Source organism: Agrobacterium sp. GW821-FHT02D03 (genome assembly GCF_059421725.1).
This window is the reverse complement of record NZ_JBWKVN010000002.1, coordinates 1507892-1529794: the sequence shown is the minus strand read 5'-3', so window position 1 is coordinate 1529794 and position 21903 is coordinate 1507892. Positions and strand designations below refer to the sequence as shown.

Genomic DNA, 21903 nt, shown 5'->3' with positions numbered 1-21903 from the left:
GGCTCATCTCCCCACAGCATAGGCCTGCATCAGGCGTGGTGTTGCCGCTGCGCGCAGCAGCCCATCGTGATCGCGTCGCGCTGCCGTCAGACGGCCCACGGTCCAAGGTTCGGCGGGCGTGACGTCATGACCACGGCTGCGCAATTCGCGTAGAGTATCGTCACCGACGCTCGTCTCGATCATGACGTTACCGGGCTGGCGGGTCCGTGGATAGAAAGACCCCGGGAAGTGCGACGTATGGAATAGCGGCAGATCGATTGCTTCCTGCAAGTTCAGTCCAAAGTGGGCATAGCGCAGGAAGAAGGACAGTTGCCACTGGTCCTGCTGGTCGCCACCAGGCGTTCCGAAGGCCAATGTCGGGCGACCTTCGAAGAGTGCCAGGGACGGCGTCAATGTCGTGCGGGGACGCTTGCCCGGCGCAAGAGAGGTCGGAAGACCCGGCTTCAACCAGAACATCTGCGCGCGGGAATTCAGGCAGAAGCCGAGGCCAGGAACGATGGGCGAGCTCTGCAGCCAGCCACCGGATGGCGTGACCGAGACCATGTTGCCTTCCCGGTCGATGACATCGATATGGACGGTGTCACCGCGCTTTTCAGTCAGATGCGACATGGTCGGCTCATAGACCGCACCGGTGCCTTGCATCGAGTTCAGCATGGAGAGCGTCAGATCGCGCTGGTTCTCAAAGCCGGGCACGAGTCCTGGACGCAGGTCCATCGATGCTTGGTCCGAGATAAGCTTGCGGCGCTCGTCATTGTAAGCGTCCGACAGCAAGGTCTGCATCGGCACCTGCGCAAAGTCCGGGTCTCCGTAGTAAACCTCGCGGTCAGCATAGGCGAGCTTCATCGCCTCGACGACGGTGTGGACGAAATCCGGGCCAGCCGGATCCATCTTACCGATATCAAGGCCTTTCAACAGCGCGAGCGATTGCAACAGCACCGGCCCCTGCCCCCACGGACCTGTCTTGGCAATCGTCCAGCCGTGATAATCATAGGTGGTCGGTGCATCAATGGTGGCCTGATAGCCCGCCATGTCATCGGCTGTCAGAACACCCTTGTGGCGCGAACCGCTGGCATCCATCACCTCGGCTTCAGCGAGATAGTCGGCAATCTTCTCAGCGACAAAGCCGCAGTAGAAGGCGTCGCGTGCCGCTTCAATGCCAGCTTCACGACTAGGCTTGGCTTCGGACTCCTTGACGATCCGCTTCCAGGTTTCGGCAAGAACAGGGTTCTTGAAGTTTGACAGTGGCTGCGGAACGTGACCGCCCGGCACCCATGTCTCGTAGGATGTCGGCCATTCCGTCTGGAAGAAATGCGCAAGTCCGGCAATCGAGGCGGAAACGCGCGCCAGCAGCGGATGGCCGTTTTCCAGATAGTGGATGGCGGGCTCCAGCACGTCCCGGACACTCATCGTGCCGTAATCGCGCAGCATCAGCATCCAGCCGTCGAAGGCGCCCGGAATCACGGTTGCCAGCAGACCGTCGCCGGGGATGATGTCGATGCCTTCGCCCTTGTAGTGCTCGATAGTGGCGCCAGCAGGGGCCGGACCCTGTGCGCAAATCACCTCGACCTTGTCCTTCTTTTTCGAATAGATCACCGCGGGCATGTCGCCGCCTGGACCATTCAGATGCGGTTCGAGAACCTGGAGCACGAAGCCGGTCGCCACGGCAGCGTCAAAAGCGTTTCCGCCCTTTTCGAGAATGCTCATGCCGACCGAGGATGCAATCCAGTGCGTGGAGGTCACGACACCGAAGGTGCCGAGGATTTCAGGGCGAGTTGTGAATGCAGTCATAAGATCAGTCCTTCGGGATTATCAGTGTTCACGCGGATCGAGCGCATCCCGCAGGCCATCGCCCAGGAGATTGAAACCGATCACCACGAGGAAGATGGCTGCACCCGGCCAGATGGCCATCCAGGGTGCCTGTGAAAGATAGTTCTTCGCCACATTGAGCATTGAGCCCCAGCTTGCCGCCGGCGCCTGCTGTCCAAGGCCAAGGAAGGAGAGGCTTGCCTCGGCAATGATTGCGGTTGCCACCGTCAATGTCGCCTGAACGATGATAGGCGGCACGATGTTGGGAAGGATGTAGCGAAGCATGATATCGTGATGACCGAGCCCGATCGAGCGCGCCCCTTCGATATAGTCCTCCGTCTTGACTGCAAGCACCTGTGCACGTGTCAACCGGATGAAGATCGGCATGGCAGAAAGACCGATCGCGATCATCGCATTTGTGAGGCTTGGGCCAAGAAAGGCGGCAAGCGCGATCGCCATGATCAGGAATGGCATTGCCAGAAAAGCTTCCGTGATGCGCGAGATCACTTGGTCGAGCCAGCCGCCGAAATAGCCGGAGATAAGACCGAGCGGAACACCCGTGATGACCGCGATGAACACGGAGACGACGCCCGCCATCAGTGAGGCCTGTGCGCCCCAGATCATACGCGAGAGGATGTCACGACCGATATCGTCCGTGCCAAGCCAATGTGCCGCCGACGGCGCCTTGCGGATGGCGCTCCAGCTTGTGGCATAGGGATCGGCGATCGGCAGAACGGGTGCGAGCAGAGCAATAACTGCAAAGAAAACGATGATGATGAGACCGGCGATGGCGCTTTTGTTGCGTTTCATCTTTTTCCATGCGCGATTTTGCGAGCGCTTGGCGACCGGGGCGGCTATCTGAACGGTCACACTCATATGGTAGCCCTCATGCGTGGATTGAGTAGAACCGTGACGACATCGGCCAGAAGGTTCATCAGGATGAAGCCTATTGCGGTGCAGAGCACCACACCCTGGACGACGGCATAATCACGCGTGAAGACGGCATCGACGATGAGCTTCCCGAAGCCTGGAATGGTGAAGATCTGCTCGGTCAGAACCGCACCGGCCAGCAATTCTCCGAAGAGCCGCGCCGACAAAGTGATGATGGGCAGGAGAGCGTTTCTGAAGGAGTGGCTGAGCACCACCTGCCAGCTGGATAGTCCCTTGGCTCTCGCGGTACGGATATAGTCGGACTTCATCACCGAGAGCATGGCAGATCGCGTGTGACGCATCAGCGTCGCGGCCAGCGCATTACCCAGAACGAAGGACGGCATGATCATGGTCTGGATCGAGCGAACAGGATCAACGAAAATAGATTCGTAGCCTGATGCCGGAAGCCAACCGAGATGGACCGACACCAGCAGGATGAGCATGATACCAAGCCAGAAATTCGGGATAGAGAGACCGGACAGCGCCACGATGTTCGAAAGATAATCGATCCACGTATTCTGTTTGACGGCAGCAAGAATGCCGATCGGCACACCGATGATCAGCGCGAAGAACATCGACATCACGGCAAGCTGGATGGTGACTGGCAGCTTCTGGCCGATCAATTCAAGAACCGGCTGATTGGTCCTCAGCGATATGCCGAAATCCCCCTGAAGCACCGAGCCGAGCCAGTAGAAATACTGGTAAACGACCGGGTCGTTCAATCGATACCGCTCGCGCAGGAGTTCGATGACGGCAGGATCGCGCTCCTCGCCCGCCATGGCGAGAATAGGATCGCCCGGCAGAAGCTTTTGCAGCGAGAAAACAAAAATGGAAATGATAAGCAGCGTCGGTATGGCAACCAAAAGCCGCTTGCCGATATAGATGTGCATTGGATCGATCCTTGAAACACCGGTGTGCCGGAGATTGGCGCAGGCGCTGTTGCCAGCGCCTGCGACGGAACATCAAGGGCTTATGAGCCTTTCTTCACACCAGTCAGGCGGATCATGCCATCGGATGAAGGGGTGAAGCCGGTCACGGCTTTGGACGTCGCGTAGAGATAGGCTTGATGGCCGAGATAGATCAGCGGCAGATCGTCATCGAGGATTTTGGTCGCCGCGTCATACTTCTCCTTGCGAACCGCATCGTCAGTCGAGGCACGCGCCTCGTCGAGCAGCTTGTCCACTTCCGGATTGCAATATTTGGTGTCGTTGATGCCACCCTTGCAGGTGACGAACTGGTGGATATTGCCGTCGGGATCGGAACGACCAGACCAGTCTGAGCGTGAAAGCACGTAGTTGCCCGCCGTCTGCTCGGAAAGCAGTGTCGCAAATTCGGTTGCCTTCAGTTTCACATCGAAGCCAGCCTCCGCCACCATGGCCTGGATGACCTGCATCATCTGCGTCTGGGTGGTGTTGTTGGCATGCTGCAACTCGATTTCGTAGCGGTCGAAGCCAGCCTCCTTCATCAGCGCCTTTGCCTTTTCCACGTCACGCGCCGGCACGGGGACGTCCTTGTTGTACCAGGGGCTGGTCGGTGGCCATGCCTGGTTACCGGCCATTGCCGTCCCCTCGAAGACGACCTGGTTGATCGCCTCGCGGTCGATGGCAAGCGAGAAAGCCTGGCGCAGGCGCTTGTCCTTGCCGAAAGGATTGTCGGCCTTCGGACCGTTGCCGATATTGACATACATGGCCATGTAGCCCGGTCCCACGATTTCACCATAGGTCAGCTTCGGATCGTCCTTGACCGACGCCGCATCCGAAGCAGAGATGCGTTCCGCCATGTCGAGATCGCCGGCGCGCAGATTGGCCAGACGAACGGTGGTGTCCGGGATCGGCAGGAAGGTCACCTTGTCGAGGAAGATGTTATCCTTGTTCCAATAATCGGCAAACTTTTCCAGCACGATACGGTCCTGCTGAATGCGCTCGACGAACTTGAATGGTCCGGCACAAACCGGCTTGGAACCGAAGTTCGCGCCGAGTTCCTTACCGGCCTTCGGCGAAATCATCATGCCGGCGCGGTCAGAGAGCTGGGCCAGCAGGCTGGCATCAGGCTTCTTCAACGTGAACTTGATCTGGTACTCGCCGGTCGCTTCCACCTTCGCCACGGAGGCGAGCTCGCTCTTGCGGCGCGATTCCGGCATCGTCATGTTGCGCTCGATCGTATAGACGGCCGCCTCGGCATTGAACGGCGTGCCGTCATGAAAGACGACGCCTTCACGCAGGTCCATTGTCAGCGTGTTGCCATTGTCGCCCCAGGCCCATTTGGTGGCCAGTTGCGGAACGACGGACAGATTGTTGTCGAGATCCACCAGCTTGTCGCACATGCTGGTATAGACGAGGCGTCCCACGAAGGTTCGCGATTGGGCGGGATCGAGCACGTCGGCGTCGTCCTGCAAGCCGATACGAATATCCGCGGCAAAGGCCGAGGTGGAGAGCAATGCTGCGGTCAGCAGAGTGGCGGAAAATTTGGTGATCTGTCTCATGTCGTTCTTCCTCTGGATGGTGTTCAGGCAGCCGGTGTTCCGGTTCTTGCCGCGGTGATGTCTGTCAGATCTCTCCCTTCGATCCGTGATCGAGATGATCCATCGATGTCTGGCGGATAAGGCGTTCCTGCAATGTCAGGAGGTGATTGCGCATGGCCTCACCTGCCTTGGAAGGATCGCGTGCCGCAATCGCGTCGATGATTTCGGCATGCTGGTCGCGCGATTCCTTCAGCGTGTCATCGAGCCGACGTGCACGTTCGCGAACCGCCTGCCAGGACGGGTCTTGGCGCACGCGATTGACGACGTCGAAGAGCGACAGAAAAAGCTGATTGCCCGCGCTCTGCGCAATCAGACGATGGAGCGAACCATCCCAAAGCTCCCGCCAATCCGCATCGGTGCGCTCGTAGATCTTGGCGCAGGTTTCGCGCATGCGCAGAATGTCGGAGGGTTTGGCGCGCATGGCGGCAAGCTGCGCCAGTTGCGGTTCGATGCGAAGACGCACCTCCATGATTTCCATGAAGTTCGTGCCGGGGACGAGGCTTGCCGCATGGTCGCCCCAGCTATCGGGCTTCTGACCAAGGAACGTGCCTGCTCCTTGGCGACGCCAGATCAAGCCTTCCGCTTCAAGCACTTCCAGTGCTCGCCGAATTTCACGGCGGCCCGCACCAAGTCGCTCGCTCAACGTGCGCTCCGTCGGCAATTTTCCATCGCGGCCAAAAGCACTTACAGCGATAAGTTCGCGCAGACGTTCAAGCGCGTAATTCGCATTGTCGAGACCAGCGATGTTGGATTTCTCATTCATTGGTGCGTACCAATTTCACATTGGTTCAATGAATGCCGAACAAGCTCATTCGTCAAGCTCAAATTTTATCCACGCAGAAATTTTATGCAGAAAAGGCACCATCCAGCGAATATGCTTGCCTGAGACATATGGAAAAAGCAGCGGCCTTGATGCGGACCGCTGCTTTCTAAAAGCACCAAGATGATTTTTAAATTAGAGCAATCTCAAGCTGCCAAACCGGTTTTATGAATTTCCACAAGCTCTTGATAGCATGATGTATTTCCTGCGAGAACAGGCTGACCCTCGAAGAGCTTTTCCCCCTCCAGCGAGAACGGCATGACCTGCCCGCCGGCTTCTTTCACCAGGCAGAAACCGGCCATGCAGTCCCATGCTCGCATATGGGGTTCATAGTAACCGACCAGCCGGCCTGCAGCCACATAGGCCAGCATTAGCGCGCCGGAGCCGTTGCGGATAAAATTGCCGCCACGCGCCATGACATCACTGCTGATCCGACCAACTCTCTCCGGCGTCACGTAATTGTTGGAACCGATGCCGGTCAGAGCGTTCTGAATATTTCTGGAAGGATCAAGCGTCAAAGGCCTGCCGTTCAAGGTCGCGCCATGTCCTTCAGCAGATGCGTAAGTCTCGTCGGCACATGGCACGCGGATCACGCCGACGACTGGCTTTCCTTCCCGGACCACGGCGATCGAGACGCACCAACTCGGCATGCCGTTGACGAAAGGCGCGGTCCCATCGATCGGGTCTACCACCCAGGTGTAGCCAGAGACACCGTCGTCATAGCCATGCTCCTCGCCAAGAAATCCGTCGCCGGAGAAGGTCGCAGCGACGCGCTCGCGCAGCATGGTTTCGACGTTGCGATCGGCGATCGAGACGACGTCCTGAAGATCTCTCTTCGTCTCGATCACCAGGCTGTCGCGCTTGTTGAAGTAGTCGAGCGCCATCGCACCAGCCTCAGCCGCCAATTCCTGTGCAAGCGCAAAGCGCTGTTCGAGGGCGCCATTCCGTTCTGTCATTTCCAATGTCCTTGATTGAATTCACTAAGGTCACGCGTCGATGAGCGCTATGCCACGATTTTTAAAACTGAGTGTGACATCGCTGGTCTCGTTCACAGTCTGGTTCATGTCGTGATCAACGATGAACAGTGTGCCGACTTCCGTTTCGACTTCGTATTCCAGGTGCCCGCCGAGATAGGCGGTGTGCAGCACGCGTCCCGGCATCCCGGCCTCGCCCGGCGCGCCGATCCGGATAGACCCTGGACGAACGGCGAGTTTTGCCGCGCCAGCGCGCGGATGCCTGCTTGGAATGCGATGTTCCGTCTTACCGATCCGGACGATCGCTTCCTCGCCTGACTGTGAGATGACCTCGCAAGGTACGACATTTGCCTCGCCCATGAAGTCCGCAATGAAGGACGATGCCGGGGCTTCGTAAAGCTCGCGCGGTGCTCCCGATTGGGCAATCTCACCCTCCTTCATGACGATGATGCGATCGGAGACCGCCAGCGCCTCATCCTGGTCGTGCGTGACGTAGACAGCCGTAAAGCCGATGCGCTGTTGCAGTTCACGAATGTCGGTTCGGACCCTTCGGCGCAGACGTGCGTCGAGGTTCGACAAGGGCTCGTCGAGCAGGAGCACCTGCGGCTCCAGCACAAGGGCTCGTGCAACTGCCACGCGCTGCTGCTGCCCGCCGGAAAGTTCGGCAGGTAGACGATGGCCCATGCCGGCGAGACCGACAAGGCGCAGCCCTTCCTCCGCCTTGTCACGCGCCTCGTTCTTCTTTAGCCCGGAGGATCGAAGGCCATAGGCCACATTGTCCAGCGCACTCATATGCGGAAACAGCGCATAGGACTGGAACACCATCGACACGTCGCGCTCATTGGCGGGTAGCATGGTGACATCCTTGTCGCCGATCAGGATACGGCCGGAGTTCGGATGCTCGAGGCCAGCAAGCATTCGAAGGGTCGTCGTCTTTCCGCAACCGGATGGACCGAGGAGCGTCACGAGCGTGCCCGGTTCGATCGTCAAGGAGAGATCCGGTATGGCAGTAAACGCGCCGAAGGTCTTGCGAACATTCTGGAAAACGACTGAGCCGGGTTTGACGGTAATCATGCGGCTTTCTCCTGAGGATTGGATGGGGATGTAGCTAGGGAAACGCCGGCAACCCGGTTTTCACGGCGAAGGCGTCTTTCTCCAACCGCGAGTTGGAAGCCGGCAATGACGGTGATCATGACGACGATCAGCATGGACGAGTAGGCGATCGCCACCCCGTATTCCCCATTTTCAACGAGACCGACAATGTAGGATGTCGCCATGTTGTACTGGGCGCTGACGAGAAAGATCACAGCACTGATGGACGTGATGGCGCGCACGAAGGAATAGACGAGTGCCGCGCGGATCGCGGGACGAAGCAGCGGCAGCACCACCAGCCGTATGGTGCGGAAGCTGTTTGCGCGCAGCGTCATGGAAGCTTCATCCAGGCTCTTGTCCAGCTGGCTCATGGCAGCGATGCCGCCGCGTACGCCAACCGGCATGTTGCGGAACACGAAGCACAGGATCAGGATGAGGGCCGAGCCCGTCATTTCAAGCGGTGGCAGGTTGAATGCCATGATGTAGCTCACGCCGATGACCGTGCCCGGAATAGCAAAGCTCATCATCAATGCGAATTCAAAGAGATTGCGCCCGGCAAATTTCTGCCTGACGATGATGTAGGCAGTGAGCAACCCGACGGCCGCCGTCAGTGGCGCAGCGATGAGCGCGATTTCCATCGTCGTCCAGAAGGAGTTCCAGGCAACGCCGGTCCAGGCGATGGAGCCGTTGCTGATGCTGACGGAGAAGGCGCGAACGTAGTGATCGATCGTCAGAGTGTTGTCCAAGCCCCAGGTCTTCACAAACCCACCGACAAGGATCATGCCATAGACGACGACGGTAAAGATCATCCACGGAACCACCAGCGCGTGGACTGCAATGGACATCGACTTCGGCAGCGCGATATGCGCGCCGCTGTCTCCCTTGCCCGTCACCGTGGCAAAGTTCTTTCCCGCCAGCCAGAAGCGCTGCGCAATAAAGGCAGAGAGCGTGAAGCAAAGCAGGACGATAGCGAGCACGGCCGCTCGCGAAGGGTCGTTCTGAGAACCAACCACTGCAAAAAAGATTTCGGTCGAGAGAACGCCATGGCTTCCACCCAGCACCAGCGGGTTGCCGAAGTCGGCCATGCTTTCGATGAAGCCGATCAGGAACGCGTTTGCGAGGCCAGGCTTCATCAACGGCAGGGATACGCGCCAGAAGGTCCGCCAGCGGTCGGCACGAAGCGTCTGCGACGCTTCTTCCATGGAAGGGCTCACCCCTTCGACAACGCCGATGAGGACAAGGAAGGAGATGGGCGTGAACGAGAGAACCTGAGCGATCCAGATGCCTGGCAGACCATAGAGCCAGCGACCTGGTTCGACGCCAAAGACGCCAGACATGAATTCGGTCACGACACCTGCGCGCCCGAAGAGCAGCGTGAGTGCAAGGCCGATCACGAATGGAGGCGTGATAATCGGCAGCACCGTCAACAGACGCAAACCCTTCTTGAAAGGAAAGCGTGTTCTTGTCGCCACCAGTGCGAAGGCAAGACCGAGGATGGTGGAACCTGCTGCCGTCATGATCGCCAGAAACAGGGTTCTCCATGCCACGCCGCAACGACTGCCGCCCATGACACAGTCAAGGCTCCAGATGCCTGGGTCGCGCATGTTGCGGATGAAGCCGTCAGGATTGAAGGAACCGTCGAAGTCCTGAAGGGCGCCGATCATCATGCTGCCGATCGGATAAAAGACGAAGACGCTCACAAGAAAAATCAGCAGCGAGATGCATGAGACGATAAAGGCATCGCCCTTCATGAAACCTCGTTCGGCAAGCCCAAAGGAGATGAAAAGGACAAAGACGAAGGCCATCGTCACCGCGCCTGCACCCTTGGAAGGCTGACCATCCGCCAAGGGGCCAAAGAGACTTTCTGTCGCCTGCCAAGTCCAGCCGGAAAACCCGATTGCCAGTCCCTGAAGGACGAGGAACCCAAGACCGAGGCTGCCCGCTATCACCAGCAAGGCGCCACGCTTTTCGTTGTCCGGTACGATCCGTGCGATCGCTCCCATGAGGAAAAACCCAAGAACGCCGAACAGCCAGACGCGACCTTCCGACACCATCTGAAGAATGCCGGGAGCGACCGCCCTGGACAGCGGAAATTCCGCCAGCCAGCCGAGGCCGTAGAAACCGCCTTCAATGCGGTACCAGGGAACAAGCACAAGGGCCGCCAGTCCCACGGCCAGAACAATGTCCAGCCGGCGATTGCCATGTGTCATGGTCAACCTCACAAATTTGAGTGTATCGGAAAGGGGCCGCCTTCATCCCTCAACCAGTCGAAGACTTGAAGACGAAGGCGGCAGGAGGGAGCTATCAGTTGGCGGCTGCGCCAACGTCCTTGTCCCAACGTTCCAGCAGGGCCTTGCGCTTTGCAGGATCGCCATAGGTCTTGAAGTCGTAGTTGATCAGCTTGATATCTTCAAAGCGTGGAGCTTCTTTCGGGATTTCAGCATTCTTGTTGGATGGAAGCTGGAACGACTTGGCGTCCTTCATCCGCGACTGCACATCGGCCTGCAGCGCCCAGTCGTACCAGATCTTGGCGTTTTCCATATTGCGCGCGCCCTTGACGATCGACATGGAGCCGATCTCGTAACCCGTGCCTTCGCAAGGGGCGACCGACTTCACAGGGAAGCCTTCCGCTGTCTGCGCGACGGCATCGTGCATGAAGACGATCCCGAGCGCCGTCTCACCACGGGCAGCCGCCTTCACGGGTGCCGAACCGGACTTGGTATATTGGGAGATGTTGGCGTTCAGCTTCTTCAGATAATCGAAGGCCTGATCTTCACCCATGATCTGGGCAAGCGACGCGAGTGCCGTGTAAGCCGTCCCCGAAGAGTTCGGATTGGCGATCTGGATTTCGCCCTTCAGCTCTGGGTCAAGCAGGTCTGCCCAGCACTTCGGCTCCTTGAAACCCTTCCTCTTGAAGATGTCGGTGTTGTAGCCCCAGCCGAGAGCACCGGCATAGACGCCAACCGTCTTGTAGCCGGCGCTCTCTGCCTGGTTCTTTGCCCAATCCTGCAGCTGGTCCAACATCTTGGATTTGTATTCGAGCGTCAGGTTTTCAGATGCTGCCTGCAGGTGCGGATCGCCGGTACCAGCCCACCAGACATCGGTCTTCGGATTGCGCGCTTCCGCGCGGATCTTGGCGTATGCCTCGCCGGACGACATGCGCACCATGTTGACCTTGATGTCGTGGCTCTTTTCGAAGTCGCCCTTCATTTGTTCGCAGATGACCACATCTGCAGCGCAGATGAGGTTGAGGTCACCGGCCGCATGGGCGGGTAAGCTCATCAAGGTTGTTCCTGCCAGAAGCAGGCTGGAAATAAGTGTCAGTCGCATGTTTTCCTCCATGATGTGCGTCTGAATGCTGATCTCAGGACATGGCTTCGCCATTCGGCATGCCGTCGCTGCCGTCTGTCCCGGTTAAGGTTGCTCGCTTATTGGCTGGGCGGATGGACTTCCGTATCGAACCTTAGAAGAAGTCTGCCTCTTTCCTCTGGATTGCCAAATGTCGCAAAATCATAATCGACCATCTTGATAAGCGAGAGGTCGGGTGCTCCCGGTGGCAGGACTGCCTTCGCGTTGGAAGGGACCTGGTTCTGCCCGGCAGCAGACCCTGTCGCCTGCCCTTCTGGGCTCAGTGCAAAATCCACGAAATGCCTTGCCTCGTCCCTGTTCTTCGCGCCACGAATGATGCTGACCGCGCCGATCTCATATCCTGTGCCCTCGCAAGGGGCGACGATAACAAGCGGCGCGCCCGCCTCCTTCTGCGTCACCGCATCGTGCATGAAGGATATCCCGATCAGCGCTTCTCCACGAGCGGCAGCCTTTACCGGAGCAGAACCGGCTCTGGTATAATCGGTGACATTGCGATCAAGCGCCGTCATGTAGCTGAACGCCTCGTCCTCACCGAAGAGTTGCACGAGCGTCGCAAGCATCGTGAAGGCCGTACCCGAATAGTTGGGATTGGGCGTGACGATCTTACCGCGATAGGCCTCGCTGATCAGATCCTTCCAGCACGTTGGCGCCGGAAGGCCTTGTTTTTGCAGAAGCTCGCTATTGTAGGCAAAGCCGAGCGCACCGGCGTAAATCCCCGCCGCCTGCCCACCCGACATGGCAAAGAAATTCTGAGCCCAGGGAAGAACCTCGGTTTCATGTACGGAAGCGTAGGCCTCTAGCAAATCTTCGGACGCCGCCTGCAGATGCGTGTCGCCGGTGCCGCCCCACCAGACATCAACGGTTGGTGCATTCTTTTCCCGTCTGATCTGATCGAGAACTTCACCCGTGCTCTTGCGCACCATCACGGTCTGGACGCCGCTTTTCAGCTCGTAGGCGCGTTGCATTGCCCCACACCACGCTTCGTCCGCCGCGCAGAGCACGCTCAGCTTCCCGCCGTCCTGTGCAAAGGCCGCGCCGCCAACCCACAGGATCAGCCCGGCGCTCAATGCCGCAAGCAGTGATTTCAATCGATCCTCCCTGGAACCTCCCCGTTCCATTCTTGCCGCAGAGAATGCCAGAACCGACCGCTTGCGCAATCGCTGAATGGTTACCGATTTTTCAACGATTGGATCATGCAAGGACATTCGGTTACGAATGTTACAAATCTGACAGGGCCGGTCATCATCGACCTTTTGAATAATCCCACGCTCTTGCCTATGATCGATGCTGGGAGGACTTCATTTTGCAAAACCAGAGGATCAAGATTCTGATCGTCGAGGACGATCCGGATATGGCAGAATTGATTGCGGATCTTGTCGAAGCCGAGGGCTGGTCACCCACGGTCGTCCATTCTGCCGAAGACGCTACCGCGATTTTAGGGCGCGACCAGTTCCATATCGTTCTGCTCGACCACAATCTGCCCGGGATTTCCGGGAGGACATTTGCTCAACGCGTCCGCACGAACCTGGGGCTCAATGTCGGCATCCTGATGGTCACGGCCGCCGGCAGTGCCACCGAACGTGTCCTCGGGCTGGAAACAGCGGCCGACGATTATGTCGTAAAACCCTTCGAGCCGATCGAACTGACGGCTCGCATCAAGGCGGTCCTTCGCCGCATCGCGCCATCGCTCAAGGTAGAGAAGGAGCCGGAGCGCGAGCATGAGGCGAGTTCTTTGCGGCTTGGTGACTGGGCGGTCGATCTGTCCGCACGACGCGCACTCTGCCTTGCAGATCGCAGCAAGACGCTGACCAGCGCCGAGTTTGCTCTCCTGGAAATACTGGCTCAGACACCGAACAAGCCGGTCAGCCGGTCCCAGATCCTCGATCGCCTCGGTGCGGAGAGTGATCGCTTCATCGATCGCAATGTCGATGTACTGGTGCTGCGCCTGCGCCGCAAGATCGAGCGCAATCCAGACTTGCCGCAGCATATCCAGACACGAAGGGGCAAGGGATATGTCTTGCACACCGAAATCGCAGAGCCGCCATTGTGATCGAGCGGCGCTTCCTCCAGTCCATCGCGTTTCGGCTGCCCTTCGCCATCGTGTTCATCTGTTCGTCGGTCTTCATTCTCTCGTCGGTTGCGATCTACGGTTTGCATAAGGCGAAGACGGAGATGGCGGCCTATAGTCTGCAAGCCTTTTCCAGCCTCGCCCGAGCCTCGCTGGTTTCCCGCCAGGTTGCCGAACTGGTTTCCAGCGCGCCTCTGCTGATGAACGCCACGTCCCCATACCGAGTCTCCAGCGAGAGCCGAGCGGTCGTGGCACAAGTCGATGGGCTCCTCCAGACGATCGCGCAGTACAAGCACGGAGACAGCCAGAACGCTCTTCCCAATGATGACATCGTCAGCCTTCTGCAGTCCATTCGTCAGCAAACCATGTCGCTTGCAGCGGATGCAGACGCGGCACAACAACACAAGGCGGAGGCGGCTGCAGCGCTTGGCCAGATTGCGACCCGGCAGACGGTAAACGAAGATGCGCTTCGCCAGCGTCTCAATGCCCTTGTCCAGGCTGCCGCCAATTCTGCGAGCCTGTTCCAACTGGGCGAACTACAGCGCCGCTTCACCGCAGAGACCGGCTATTTCTTGAATGACCCGGCAGCGGCTCCGCAGGTCGGCAAAGAAGGGTTTGCGCTTTACAAGAGCGTGTTCGACGCGCAGACGCAGTATCTTCTGGAAATGTTCGCCATCCAGTCGTCCGTGTCGAAACTCCACACCGTGTCTCGCACCCTGTCTCACACGACGGAAACGCAAAGCGGAGCGGTCGCCGAGAGGCTGACCAATGGACTTAATTCGGCATCGGCCGCACTGACGCGACTGATTGTCATGGTGGCGATTGCCTTTTTCATCGTCGTCATTCTCTCCACCCTGTCGATCCGCTCTGTCATGCGGGTATCAAGCGGCATCACGGCACTGTCCACCGGCATGAACTCGCTTGCCAAGGGTGAGCAGGATGTCACCCTCCCAGCCTATAGAGGCTCGGAAACCGAGCTTGTGCGTCTGTCAGAAGCATTCCACGCCTTCAAGGACAGCGTCGATCGAGCCTCGCGTCTGCGCCGCACGGCTGAAGCGGCCGCGAGAACGATACGTTCGACGTTCCGGACCATGAACGAGGGAATCGCGCTCTTCGACGCGACGGGCCATCCCATCACCATGAACAGGCGGGTCATCGAGCTTGTCGGCCGACGGGGTGGATCGTCAAGAAAGCTGCCCCTTCGCAAGTTCATCGACACGATCCCTGCGATAGACCCCGAATTATTACCGCGTGACGGAGCCCTTGGAACGCTTGCAAATCGGATCACGGTGCGTCATCGCACCGATGATCAGCAGGTCACGGAAATTGCCATTTCACGCCAGCCAGATGGCGGCATTGTCATCCTGGCGCGCGATGTCACAGCATTTGATCGACAGGAGGCAGAAGCGGCGAAAGCCCAAAGGCTTGATGGTATCATGCGCATGACCCATCAACTGAGCCACGAGGTCGGCAACATGATCGGCATCATCACGGGAAGTCTTGGACTTCTGGAGCGCGAGACGGGGTTTAGCGAGCGCCAGCAGCGCAACATCAATCGGATTCGCAAGGCAGCCAATCGCGGGCGCGAACTTGCCAGCAGCATGCTCTCAATCGGCAGTCAGCAACCCATTCATCCAGCCTCCGTCGACATCGGCGCGCTTTTGCGCGCAATGATGGATGTGCTCGAGATTGCGGTTGGGCCTAACAACGAGATCACGCTCGAAATTGAAGACGGTTTGCCGAGGCTCGCACTGGATGCTGCCCTGTTCGAACAATCCATTCTCAACCTCTGCCTCAACGCCGCAGCCGCTTTACCGACTGGCGGCTCGATCCTCATTTCGGCACGGCTACTGGAGCAAGAGGTGGAAGTGTCGGTTGAGGACAACGGTCGCGGCATGGATCAGGACGCGATAGACAGGGCTTTCGAACCTTACTTCACCACGCGCGCGCAACAGGGCGGCACGGGCCTTGGCCTTGCCATGGTTTATGGCTTCATGCGCCAGAGCGGCGGGGATGCAAAGATCACGTCAAGGCCTGAGCAAGGTGTTCGCGTGGCACTGACATTTCCAACCCGCGGCGATGAGCAAGGCGGTAACTCGACGTTTTGATTTGCTGCTTCGCCAAGGACGCGAAGAACCCTGCAATATGTTGTGACGGTCGGGGATTGTCCCCTTGCTTCGCTACTTTGCCGTGCCTTAAGAAGTCCTGGATCGTAATTTGCGCCGGAGAGGACAGGCATCGTGGAAGAAGCAAACACCAAGACCGGCAGCGGAGCGAAAAAGGCCCTTTTGGCCGCAACGGCGATAATCGTCATCATCGGCGCAGGCGCGGTCGGCGCGAAGGTGTACTACCAGAAGCAGGTCGAAAAAGTCATTGCCGAAAGAGGTGCAACCGCGGCTTCGGTCGATGTCGATTTTCTGGGACAGGTTCACATCAAAGACCTGACGTTGCCCTTGAAGACAGGCGAGAAAATCAGCGTCGCCTCGGTTGACGGACGCCCGAAACTCCCTTTTGCCGACGGGGTATTGGAACTCAGCAACATCTCCATGGAGGATGCGAGAACCAAGTTCGTTATTCCCAATGCCCGGATTGAGAACGCCGAGATCGAACGACCCGCTTCATTGGAAGCAACCGGAACAGGCGCGGACGATCCGCTTGCCAAACGCATCGAACGCCTTTCGGCGAAGCGAATTTCCATTCCGGAAATGACGATATCGTATGCGATGCGCACAAGACAGCAGAAAGTCGTTTATACGAATGCGATTCTTTCAAACGTCGCGCATGGCAAGATCGCTGATTACTCGATCGACAAGGTGAACGCCGACGCCACCAGAGAAGTAAAAGACCACACTGGGGCTGCTCAAACCAAGCGTCTGCTCACGTCGACTGGCGAGATCAAAGGCAAGGATGTCGATGTTGCATATATTGTAAGGCTTAACACCGAAACCGCGGGGCCGGACGACAAAGAACCAAAACAGGTCTTTGGTCCTCTTTCTATAAGTAAGGTTTCCACCTCCGACCACGACGGGCAAGTGACCTACGACGAATTGCGCAGCAGTGGCTTGAGCGCACGAATGCCCGCTGAACCGCTGGCCCAGACGCTGGCGTCCATCACTGAGGTCGCAGATATAGACGACCTGACAACGGAACAACGTCAGGCATACTTCAAGAGGGTGCTTTCGATTTTCGACATCATCGGCGAGAGCGATATCCAGTTCCTCGGCCTCAAGATGGAAGACCTGGACAAGGGTCAAGAGTCGACGGAAGGGCGAACGACGATCACCATCGACCGGACTGACATGCGGATTGAAGGCTACAAGACCGATTTTGGCGTTCACGGCCTGTCCATCCTCAAGGGTCAAGACAGGGTGTCGATGGCGGAAGCAAGCATCGTGGGATTTGATTGGACCTTGCCCGCCAAGGGTCTCACCCAGGCCGCCGCTCTGGAAGTAGAAGAACTGGCGACCTTCCCCTACAGACAGTTCCTGCCGAGCTTCGAACGCTTCCGCATCAGCGGCCTAGACTTCGATACCTCGGCGCCGGAAAAGACCGACGAACCCGCGACCGGCAAGCCCGAGCGCATCAAGTTCGCGCTCAAGAACTTTGAAACGGTGCTGAAGAATCCTGTTAACGGCATTCCGACCGATTTCGAAAACAAGATGGAAGATCTCGTTATCCCGATCCCGGAGGATTCCTCTGAATTTGCCGAGGCGCGCGCTCTTGGCTTGAAGGAGTTGACACTCTCTTACGCGCTCTCAAGCGCATGGGATGAAAAAAACAGTAGCCTGGCAATTCGCCAAATCTCTGTCAGCGGCAAGGATTTTGGCCGAATCGAACTCTCAGGCCTCTTGAGCGGGATCACAAAAGAGTTCTTCTCGTTCGACGTCGCCAATGCTTACGCAGCGCTTTTCAGCGTGATGGGTCGGGAGATCAAGTTCACCTGGAAGGATGAAGGTGGGGTAGCACTCCTGACCAAGCTCTACGCTTTGCAGAACAACATCAGCGAAGCACAAGCGCGCACGACGTTGACGCTGGGCGCAAGCTTCCTGATGCAGCAACTCGCCGCCGAGCGGCCACAGTTGAGAGGCGCGACCGACGCACTTGCCGCCTTCGTCCTCAAGCCAGGCACCCTCACCGTCACCGTCAAGGCGAAGAACCCGAACGGACTTGGGATCTTCGATCTCGCGGCCGCATCGCAGGATCCGCTCATTCTCCTCGACAAGGTCGATATTCAGGCTGCGGCTGAGTAACGAACATCAAGCGCGCGTCGGCAGCGGCGCGCGCTTGATGCACAAGCCTTACCAGTGGGCTTCGCAAGACAAGCAGAACTCGGTCAATCGAGCCATGGCCAGTTGTCGACCAGGCATATCAGTGCGCGGCGGCTGGGACATTTTTGGCTTGCAGGTTCCACCGGTCCTTGCCGGCAGCTTTCGCCTTGTAAAGCAAGGCATCGGCATCGGCCAGAAGCTCTTCGAGCGATGTCTTGGCAGGTATCCAGACCCCACCGATCGTGGCACGAACCTCGACAGTTGTTGCGCCAACAGCGATGGGTGCGCGCATGCCTTCAACAATGCGGGCTGCGACCTGATCCGCAACGCCAAGATCGCCCGCAACGACGATCACGAACTCGTCGCCGCCCGTTCGACAGACCAGGTCTTCGGCGCGGACGTCCTGCTCCAGGCGTCTGGCTGTCTCCAGCAGCACCTTGTCGCCGGCGGAGTGACCGTGAACGTCATTCACGGTCTTGAAGCCATCGAGGTCCATCAGCAACACCGTCCATCCGGAAGTCGATGGCAGCAGCGGATAGCGCATGGCAAGACCGCGCCGGTTGAGAAGGCCGGTCAGAGCGTCGGTTTCCGAGCGACGCTCGAATTCCTTGAGACGCATATGCTCGTCCGTGAAATCGATAGCGACCCCGACGATCCGGCGCGGAGTTCCATCCGGGTTGCGAAGGAGACGACGGTCGCAGCGCATCCATCTTTCGCCGAACACGGTGTTGAGCCGATACTCGGCACAGGAGTGATCGACTTCGCCCAAAAGCAGAGGCGTGAGATCAGCGGAGGCCATGTCGCTGGGATTGACCCGCGCCAGATAGAGTTCGAGATCGAGCCGCCCAGCGCCCGGTCCACCAATAAACTGTGCCAGCCGTTCGGAGGTCTCGAAGCGTCCGGCCGCCACATCCATGTGCCAGAACCCTCCACGCACGGCTTCCATGGCGAGCTCGAGTTGCGCCGCCTTCTCCGCGAGTTGGCGCTCGCTCTCCTTCTGCGCGGAGATATCCTGCACCTGTGACAGCAGCTGCACGATATTCCCCACCGCATCCCGCATCGCTGTCAGGTGGATCACCACATGAACGATAGCGCCCTGGTGATTGATATACCGCTTCTCGATGGAGTAGCCATCGCGTGTACCCTCAATGACAGCATTGAAGAGCGTCTCGTCCCTGTCGAGATCGTCAGGATGGGCAAACTTCTTGAATGACATGCCCTGAAGCGTATCGAGGGGAATTCCGACTAGTCTTGAGAAGGCCTGGTTCGCCCGTCGAATGCGCCCAGCGACATCGTGAAACACGATGCCGACAGGGGCATGTTCGAAAGCAAAGTCAAAAAGCGCTAAGCGGGCTTGCGCATTTTCTCTCAGCCACTGCGCTCCTCTATGCAAAATCTTCTCCTAGAACCAAGTACACTGCCTATTAATTAGTAGGCACGAATGTAATTGATTCAAGCACAAGAAATCATGGTCTAGTCTCGTCCCATTCCTGGGATGAACGACTTAACGACGCGCAGGGCGCGGCATCGTCGTTGGAATGCCGCTTGTTGCGTTAGAACGTCAGACCCGGCACAGCGAGGGGATTGTCCGTCATCGCCTGCCGATCCGGCCTGTCGATCGTCGCCGTCCCGGTAAAGGCCGCGAACAGATCCTTGACAAAATCCTCGCTCAAATCCTTGGTGATGAGGACCATGCGGGTGCGGCGATCGTGTGGATCGGGCCAGGCTTGCAAGCGCTGTGGCGGGTGGAAGATGGACTGCACGCCATGCAGAACGAGCGGTCGATCTAAATTGTCTGAGAGCGCAACGATCGCCTTCATGCGCAAAAGCTTTTCCCCATGAGCCGAGCGCAGCAAATCCACAAACATCTCAATCGCCATCGGATCGATGGGGCGATCATGCATGATGGAGAAAGACCGGATTGACGCGTTGTGCCGGTTCACATCGTGATGGTGATGATGGTGGGCGTGATGGTGATCATCGTGGTCGTGATCGTGGTGATGATGATCGCCATGGTGATGATCTTTGTCATGAGCGGCTTCTTCACCCAGCCAACGGCTGACGTCCGCGCTTTTGCTGGCAAAATCATAAAGACCGTTGTCCAGAAGAACGGCGGCGCTCCAGGTCTCCTGATCGCCATCCTCAACCGCAGCACGGGGATTGAGGTCACCGAGGCGGGAAGCAAGTGCGGCGACGGCGTCTGCAGAGGCGAGCTTCCGTTTCGTCAGCACCAGCCGGTCGGCAACGGCCACCTGCTTTAAGGCTTCCTCATGATGATCAAGCGTCGAGGCGCCGTTGACCGCGTCGACAACCGTGATCACACCGTTCAACATGAAGTTCTGCGCAATGACAGGATTGCCCATGATCGACTGCATGACGGGTGCAGGATCGGCAAGCCCCGTTGTCTCGATCACTACCCGCTTTACCGGCTTCAAACGTCCCGTCTGGATGCCATCCATCAGCTCGGCCAGCGTATCCACCAATTCGCCGCGCACCGTGCAGCATAGGCAGCCTTCGGCAAGCTCGATGATGCCATCACCCGAACGCTCCACGAGCATGTGATCGATACTCACATCACCGAACTCGTTGATGATGATCGCCGCATCGGCCATGTCCGGGTCTTTCAACAGCCGATTGAGCAGGGTCGATTTGCCGGCACCGAGAAAGCCGGTGAGAATGGACACGGGAATCCGTTCAAATGCCATAAGGCACCTTTTCGTTATAATGTTACAATTTGACGCTTATAGCATCAAACGCGGGTTGGGGAAGCCGCGACGTGGCTCAACGGATTTGCCACCTCTCCAGACATGCAAAGCGTCAGAAAGCCGGACGCGGGATGGGGATCGGCACATTGGCCATTTCGCTTCCGCCCTTGCCCTTGGTCTCTGCCACCGCCACGGGTTCCGTGCCGGGTATCAGGCCGGCGAAGGAGTAGACCGGCGGACGCGTCATCTCGCGAACATAGGGCGACTTGATGATCATGCGGCCCGCCTCGTCACGGCTTTCGCTGCGCACCTTGGCGGCCTTCGGATTGCAGATTTCCTTGCTGATGTCATTCACCGCAAGCGTATCCCCATAGGGTGCCAGAGAGGCAAGCGATACCCCCTGGCCGGCTGGCGACGTCAGCCCGAGCTGCAACAGCTCGGCGGATTCATCGGTGCGCCCGGCAAGGCTGTCGGAGCCGAGAACCACGGAAATGACCTGTCGTCCATCCCGTTTTGCAGAAGACACCTGGTTGAAACCGGAGGCACAGATGAAACCGGTCTTCATGCCATCGGCACCCTCGAAGCGGCCGACCAGCATATTGTAATTGGCATAGTTCTTCTTGCCCGTGGTCACACCCTCGAGAGAGAAGTAGCTCGCATAGTCCGGGAACTCACGCTTGATGATGAGCGCGAGCAGCGCCAGATCACGCGCGGTGGTGTATTGCCCAGCGCCGGGAAGGCCGTTCGGATTGATGAAATGCGTCGATGACATGCCCAGACGCGCGGCTTGCGCGTTCATCTGCGCGACAAAATTACCTTCGGTACCGCCGATGGTTTCGGCAATCGCCACAGCCACATCATTGGCCGACTTGATCAACAGCAGCTTCAGCGCGCTATCGAGCGTAAGCTTCGAGCCCGGCTTGAAATACATCTTGCTGGCTGGCTGATCGGAGGCGTGTTTGCTGAAGACGACAGGCGTATCGGGGCTGAGCTTTCCGGACTTCATGGCGCTGAAGGCGATATAGGCCGTCATCAATTTTGTCAGCGATGCCGGATACCATTTGCGAAACGCCTCCTGATGCGCGATCACCCTGCCTGTCTTGACATCGACCACCATCTTGGGATTGGCCGCAGCAACCGATGTCAGCGCCATTATGCTGGCGGCCACAGCGGCAACAGTTTTCGAAAGTCGTCCGGCGGCGCGGCGTGTTCTGCGATCGTCTTGCAAGGCCTGTCCTCAAATTCCCGTCTTCTTTGCGGGCTTGGCAATAGTCACCATATATGGCCTAGCAATGGCAAACTAGATTGATTGCGTCAATTATGCGGCGCAATATCGGGGCAAGCCGAAGC

General features: G+C 58.2%; 16 protein-coding genes. 3 read left to right on the top strand and 13 right to left on the bottom strand.

The window, feature by feature from the left end:
- Window positions 1-3: 3 nt before the first annotated feature.
- The 10 genes from AC07U5_RS20325 to AC07U5_RS20280 form a co-directional block, all read right to left on the bottom strand.
- Window positions 4-1788 carry a gamma-glutamyltransferase family protein gene (locus tag AC07U5_RS20325; protein WP_494724071.1) on the bottom strand — a complete coding sequence of 595 codons (1785 nt, stop codon included), beginning with the start codon at window positions 1786-1788 and terminating at the stop codon, window positions 4-6.
- Window positions 1789-1809: 21 nt separating this feature from the next.
- Window positions 1810-2682, bottom strand: coding sequence for an ABC transporter permease (locus AC07U5_RS20320; protein ID WP_112519678.1), 873 nt, complete (start codon window positions 2680-2682; stop codon window positions 1810-1812).
- A complete protein-coding gene (locus AC07U5_RS20315; protein ID WP_494724070.1) occupies window positions 2679-3626 on the bottom strand; it encodes an ABC transporter permease in 948 nt (315 codons plus the stop codon). Before AC07U5_RS20315 ends, AC07U5_RS20320 begins: the two co-directional genes overlap by 4 nt.
- An 80-nt stretch (window positions 3627-3706) precedes the next feature.
- Window positions 3707-5218 carry an ABC transporter substrate-binding protein gene (locus AC07U5_RS20310; RefSeq protein ID WP_494724069.1) on the bottom strand — a complete coding sequence of 504 codons (1512 nt, stop codon included), beginning with the start codon at window positions 5216-5218 and terminating at the stop codon, window positions 3707-3709.
- Window positions 5219-5282: 64 nt separating this feature from the next.
- The gene (locus AC07U5_RS20305) at window positions 5283-6020 is read right to left on the bottom strand and encodes a FadR/GntR family transcriptional regulator (protein ID WP_062441426.1); all 738 of its coding nucleotides are present in this window, start codon (window positions 6018-6020) and stop codon (window positions 5283-5285) included.
- Window positions 6021-6223: 203 nt separating this feature from the next.
- Entirely contained in the window at window positions 6224-7033 is an 810-nt protein-coding gene (locus AC07U5_RS20300) for an inositol monophosphatase family protein (RefSeq protein ID WP_494724068.1), read from the bottom strand.
- 30 nt (window positions 7034-7063) lie between these two features.
- Window positions 7064-8125: an ABC transporter ATP-binding protein gene (locus AC07U5_RS20295; protein WP_312804454.1), complete on the bottom strand. Its 1062-nt coding sequence runs from the start codon at window positions 8123-8125 to the stop codon at window positions 7064-7066.
- Window positions 8122-10353 carry an ABC transporter permease gene (locus AC07U5_RS20290; protein WP_494724067.1) on the bottom strand — a complete coding sequence of 744 codons (2232 nt, stop codon included), beginning with the start codon at window positions 10351-10353 and terminating at the stop codon, window positions 8122-8124. The genes AC07U5_RS20295 and AC07U5_RS20290 overlap by 4 nt, the downstream gene beginning before the upstream one ends.
- 94 nt (window positions 10354-10447) lie before the next feature.
- Complete coding sequence (locus AC07U5_RS20285; RefSeq protein ID WP_111846798.1) at window positions 10448-11473, bottom strand: ABC transporter substrate-binding protein; 1026 nt, start codon at window positions 11471-11473, stop codon at window positions 10448-10450.
- A 98-nt stretch (window positions 11474-11571) separates the two neighbouring features.
- The gene (locus tag AC07U5_RS20280) at window positions 11572-12630 is read right to left on the bottom strand and encodes an ABC transporter substrate-binding protein (RefSeq protein ID WP_194286689.1); all 1059 of its coding nucleotides are present in this window, start codon (window positions 12628-12630) and stop codon (window positions 11572-11574) included.
- A gap of 185 nt (window positions 12631-12815) precedes the next feature.
- Between AC07U5_RS20280 and AC07U5_RS20275 the strand changes: the two genes are divergently transcribed.
- The 3 genes from AC07U5_RS20275 (at window position 12816) to AC07U5_RS20265 (ending at window position 17830) form a co-directional block, all read left to right on the top strand.
- On the top strand, window positions 12816-13562 hold the full coding sequence (locus AC07U5_RS20275; RefSeq protein ID WP_494724066.1) for a response regulator transcription factor: 747 nt from the start codon (window positions 12816-12818) through the stop codon (window positions 13560-13562).
- Window positions 13559-15688 carry a sensor histidine kinase gene (locus AC07U5_RS20270; protein WP_494724065.1) on the top strand — a complete coding sequence of 710 codons (2130 nt, stop codon included), beginning with the start codon at window positions 13559-13561 and terminating at the stop codon, window positions 15686-15688. Before AC07U5_RS20275 ends, AC07U5_RS20270 begins: the two co-directional genes overlap by 4 nt.
- A 132-nt stretch (window positions 15689-15820) precedes the next feature.
- Entirely contained in the window at window positions 15821-17830 is a 2010-nt protein-coding gene (locus tag AC07U5_RS20265) for an aq_1923 C-terminal domain (protein ID WP_494724064.1), read from the top strand.
- Window positions 17831-17948: 118 nt separating this feature from the next.
- On the opposite strand, the gene AC07U5_RS20260 is transcribed toward AC07U5_RS20265, so the two are convergent.
- The 3 genes from AC07U5_RS20260 to AC07U5_RS20250 all read right to left on the bottom strand — a co-directional run bounded on the left by AC07U5_RS20260 (window position 17949) and on the right by AC07U5_RS20250 (window position 21706).
- The gene (locus AC07U5_RS20260) at window positions 17949-19241 is read right to left on the bottom strand and encodes a diguanylate cyclase (RefSeq protein ID WP_494724063.1); all 1293 of its coding nucleotides are present in this window, start codon (window positions 19239-19241) and stop codon (window positions 17949-17951) included.
- A 160-nt stretch (window positions 19242-19401) separates the two neighbouring features.
- On the bottom strand, window positions 19402-20553 hold the full coding sequence (locus AC07U5_RS20255; protein WP_113225871.1) for a CobW family GTP-binding protein: 1152 nt from the start codon (window positions 20551-20553) through the stop codon (window positions 19402-19404).
- Window positions 20554-20665: 112 nt separating this feature from the next.
- Window positions 20666-21706 carry a D-alanyl-D-alanine carboxypeptidase family protein gene (locus AC07U5_RS20250; RefSeq protein WP_425532530.1) on the bottom strand — a complete coding sequence of 347 codons (1041 nt, stop codon included), beginning with the start codon at window positions 21704-21706 and terminating at the stop codon, window positions 20666-20668.
- Window positions 21707-21903 lie beyond the last annotated feature (197 nt).

Excerpts from the sequence above, each read along its gene's own strand:
- AC07U5_RS20315 (WP_494724070.1), bottom strand. The coding sequence starts at position 3,626 with ATGCACATCTATATCGGCAAGCGGCTTTTGGTTGCCATACCGACGCTG.
- AC07U5_RS20250 (WP_425532530.1), bottom strand. The coding sequence starts at position 21,706 with ATGGCGCTGACATCGGTTGCTGCGGCCAATCCCAAGATGGTGGTCGAT.
- AC07U5_RS20285 (WP_111846798.1), bottom strand. The coding sequence starts at position 11,473 with ATGCGACTGACACTTATTTCCAGCCTGCTTCTGGCAGGAACAACCTTG.
- AC07U5_RS20280 (WP_194286689.1), bottom strand. The coding sequence starts at position 12,630 with ATGGAACGGGGAGGTTCCAGGGAGGATCGATTGAAATCACTGCTTGCG.
- AC07U5_RS20300 (WP_494724068.1), bottom strand. The coding sequence starts at position 7,033 with ATGACAGAACGGAATGGCGCCCTCGAACAGCGCTTTGCGCTTGCACAG.
- AC07U5_RS20320 (WP_112519678.1), bottom strand. The coding sequence starts at position 2,682 with ATGAGTGTGACCGTTCAGATAGCCGCCCCGGTCGCCAAGCGCTCGCAA.
- AC07U5_RS20295 (WP_312804454.1), bottom strand. The coding sequence starts at position 8,125 with ATGATTACCGTCAAACCCGGCTCAGTCGTTTTCCAGAATGTTCGCAAG.
- AC07U5_RS20255 (WP_113225871.1), bottom strand. The coding sequence starts at position 20,553 with ATGGCATTTGAACGGATTCCCGTGTCCATTCTCACCGGCTTTCTCGGT.
- AC07U5_RS20290 (WP_494724067.1), bottom strand. The coding sequence starts at position 10,353 with ATGACACATGGCAATCGCCGGCTGGACATTGTTCTGGCCGTGGGACTG.
- AC07U5_RS20310 (WP_494724069.1), bottom strand. The coding sequence starts at position 5,218 with ATGAGACAGATCACCAAATTTTCCGCCACTCTGCTGACCGCAGCATTG.
- AC07U5_RS20325 (WP_494724071.1), bottom strand. The coding sequence starts at position 1,788 with ATGACTGCATTCACAACTCGCCCTGAAATCCTCGGCACCTTCGGTGTC.
- AC07U5_RS20305 (WP_062441426.1), bottom strand. The coding sequence starts at position 6,020 with ATGAATGAGAAATCCAACATCGCTGGTCTCGACAATGCGAATTACGCG.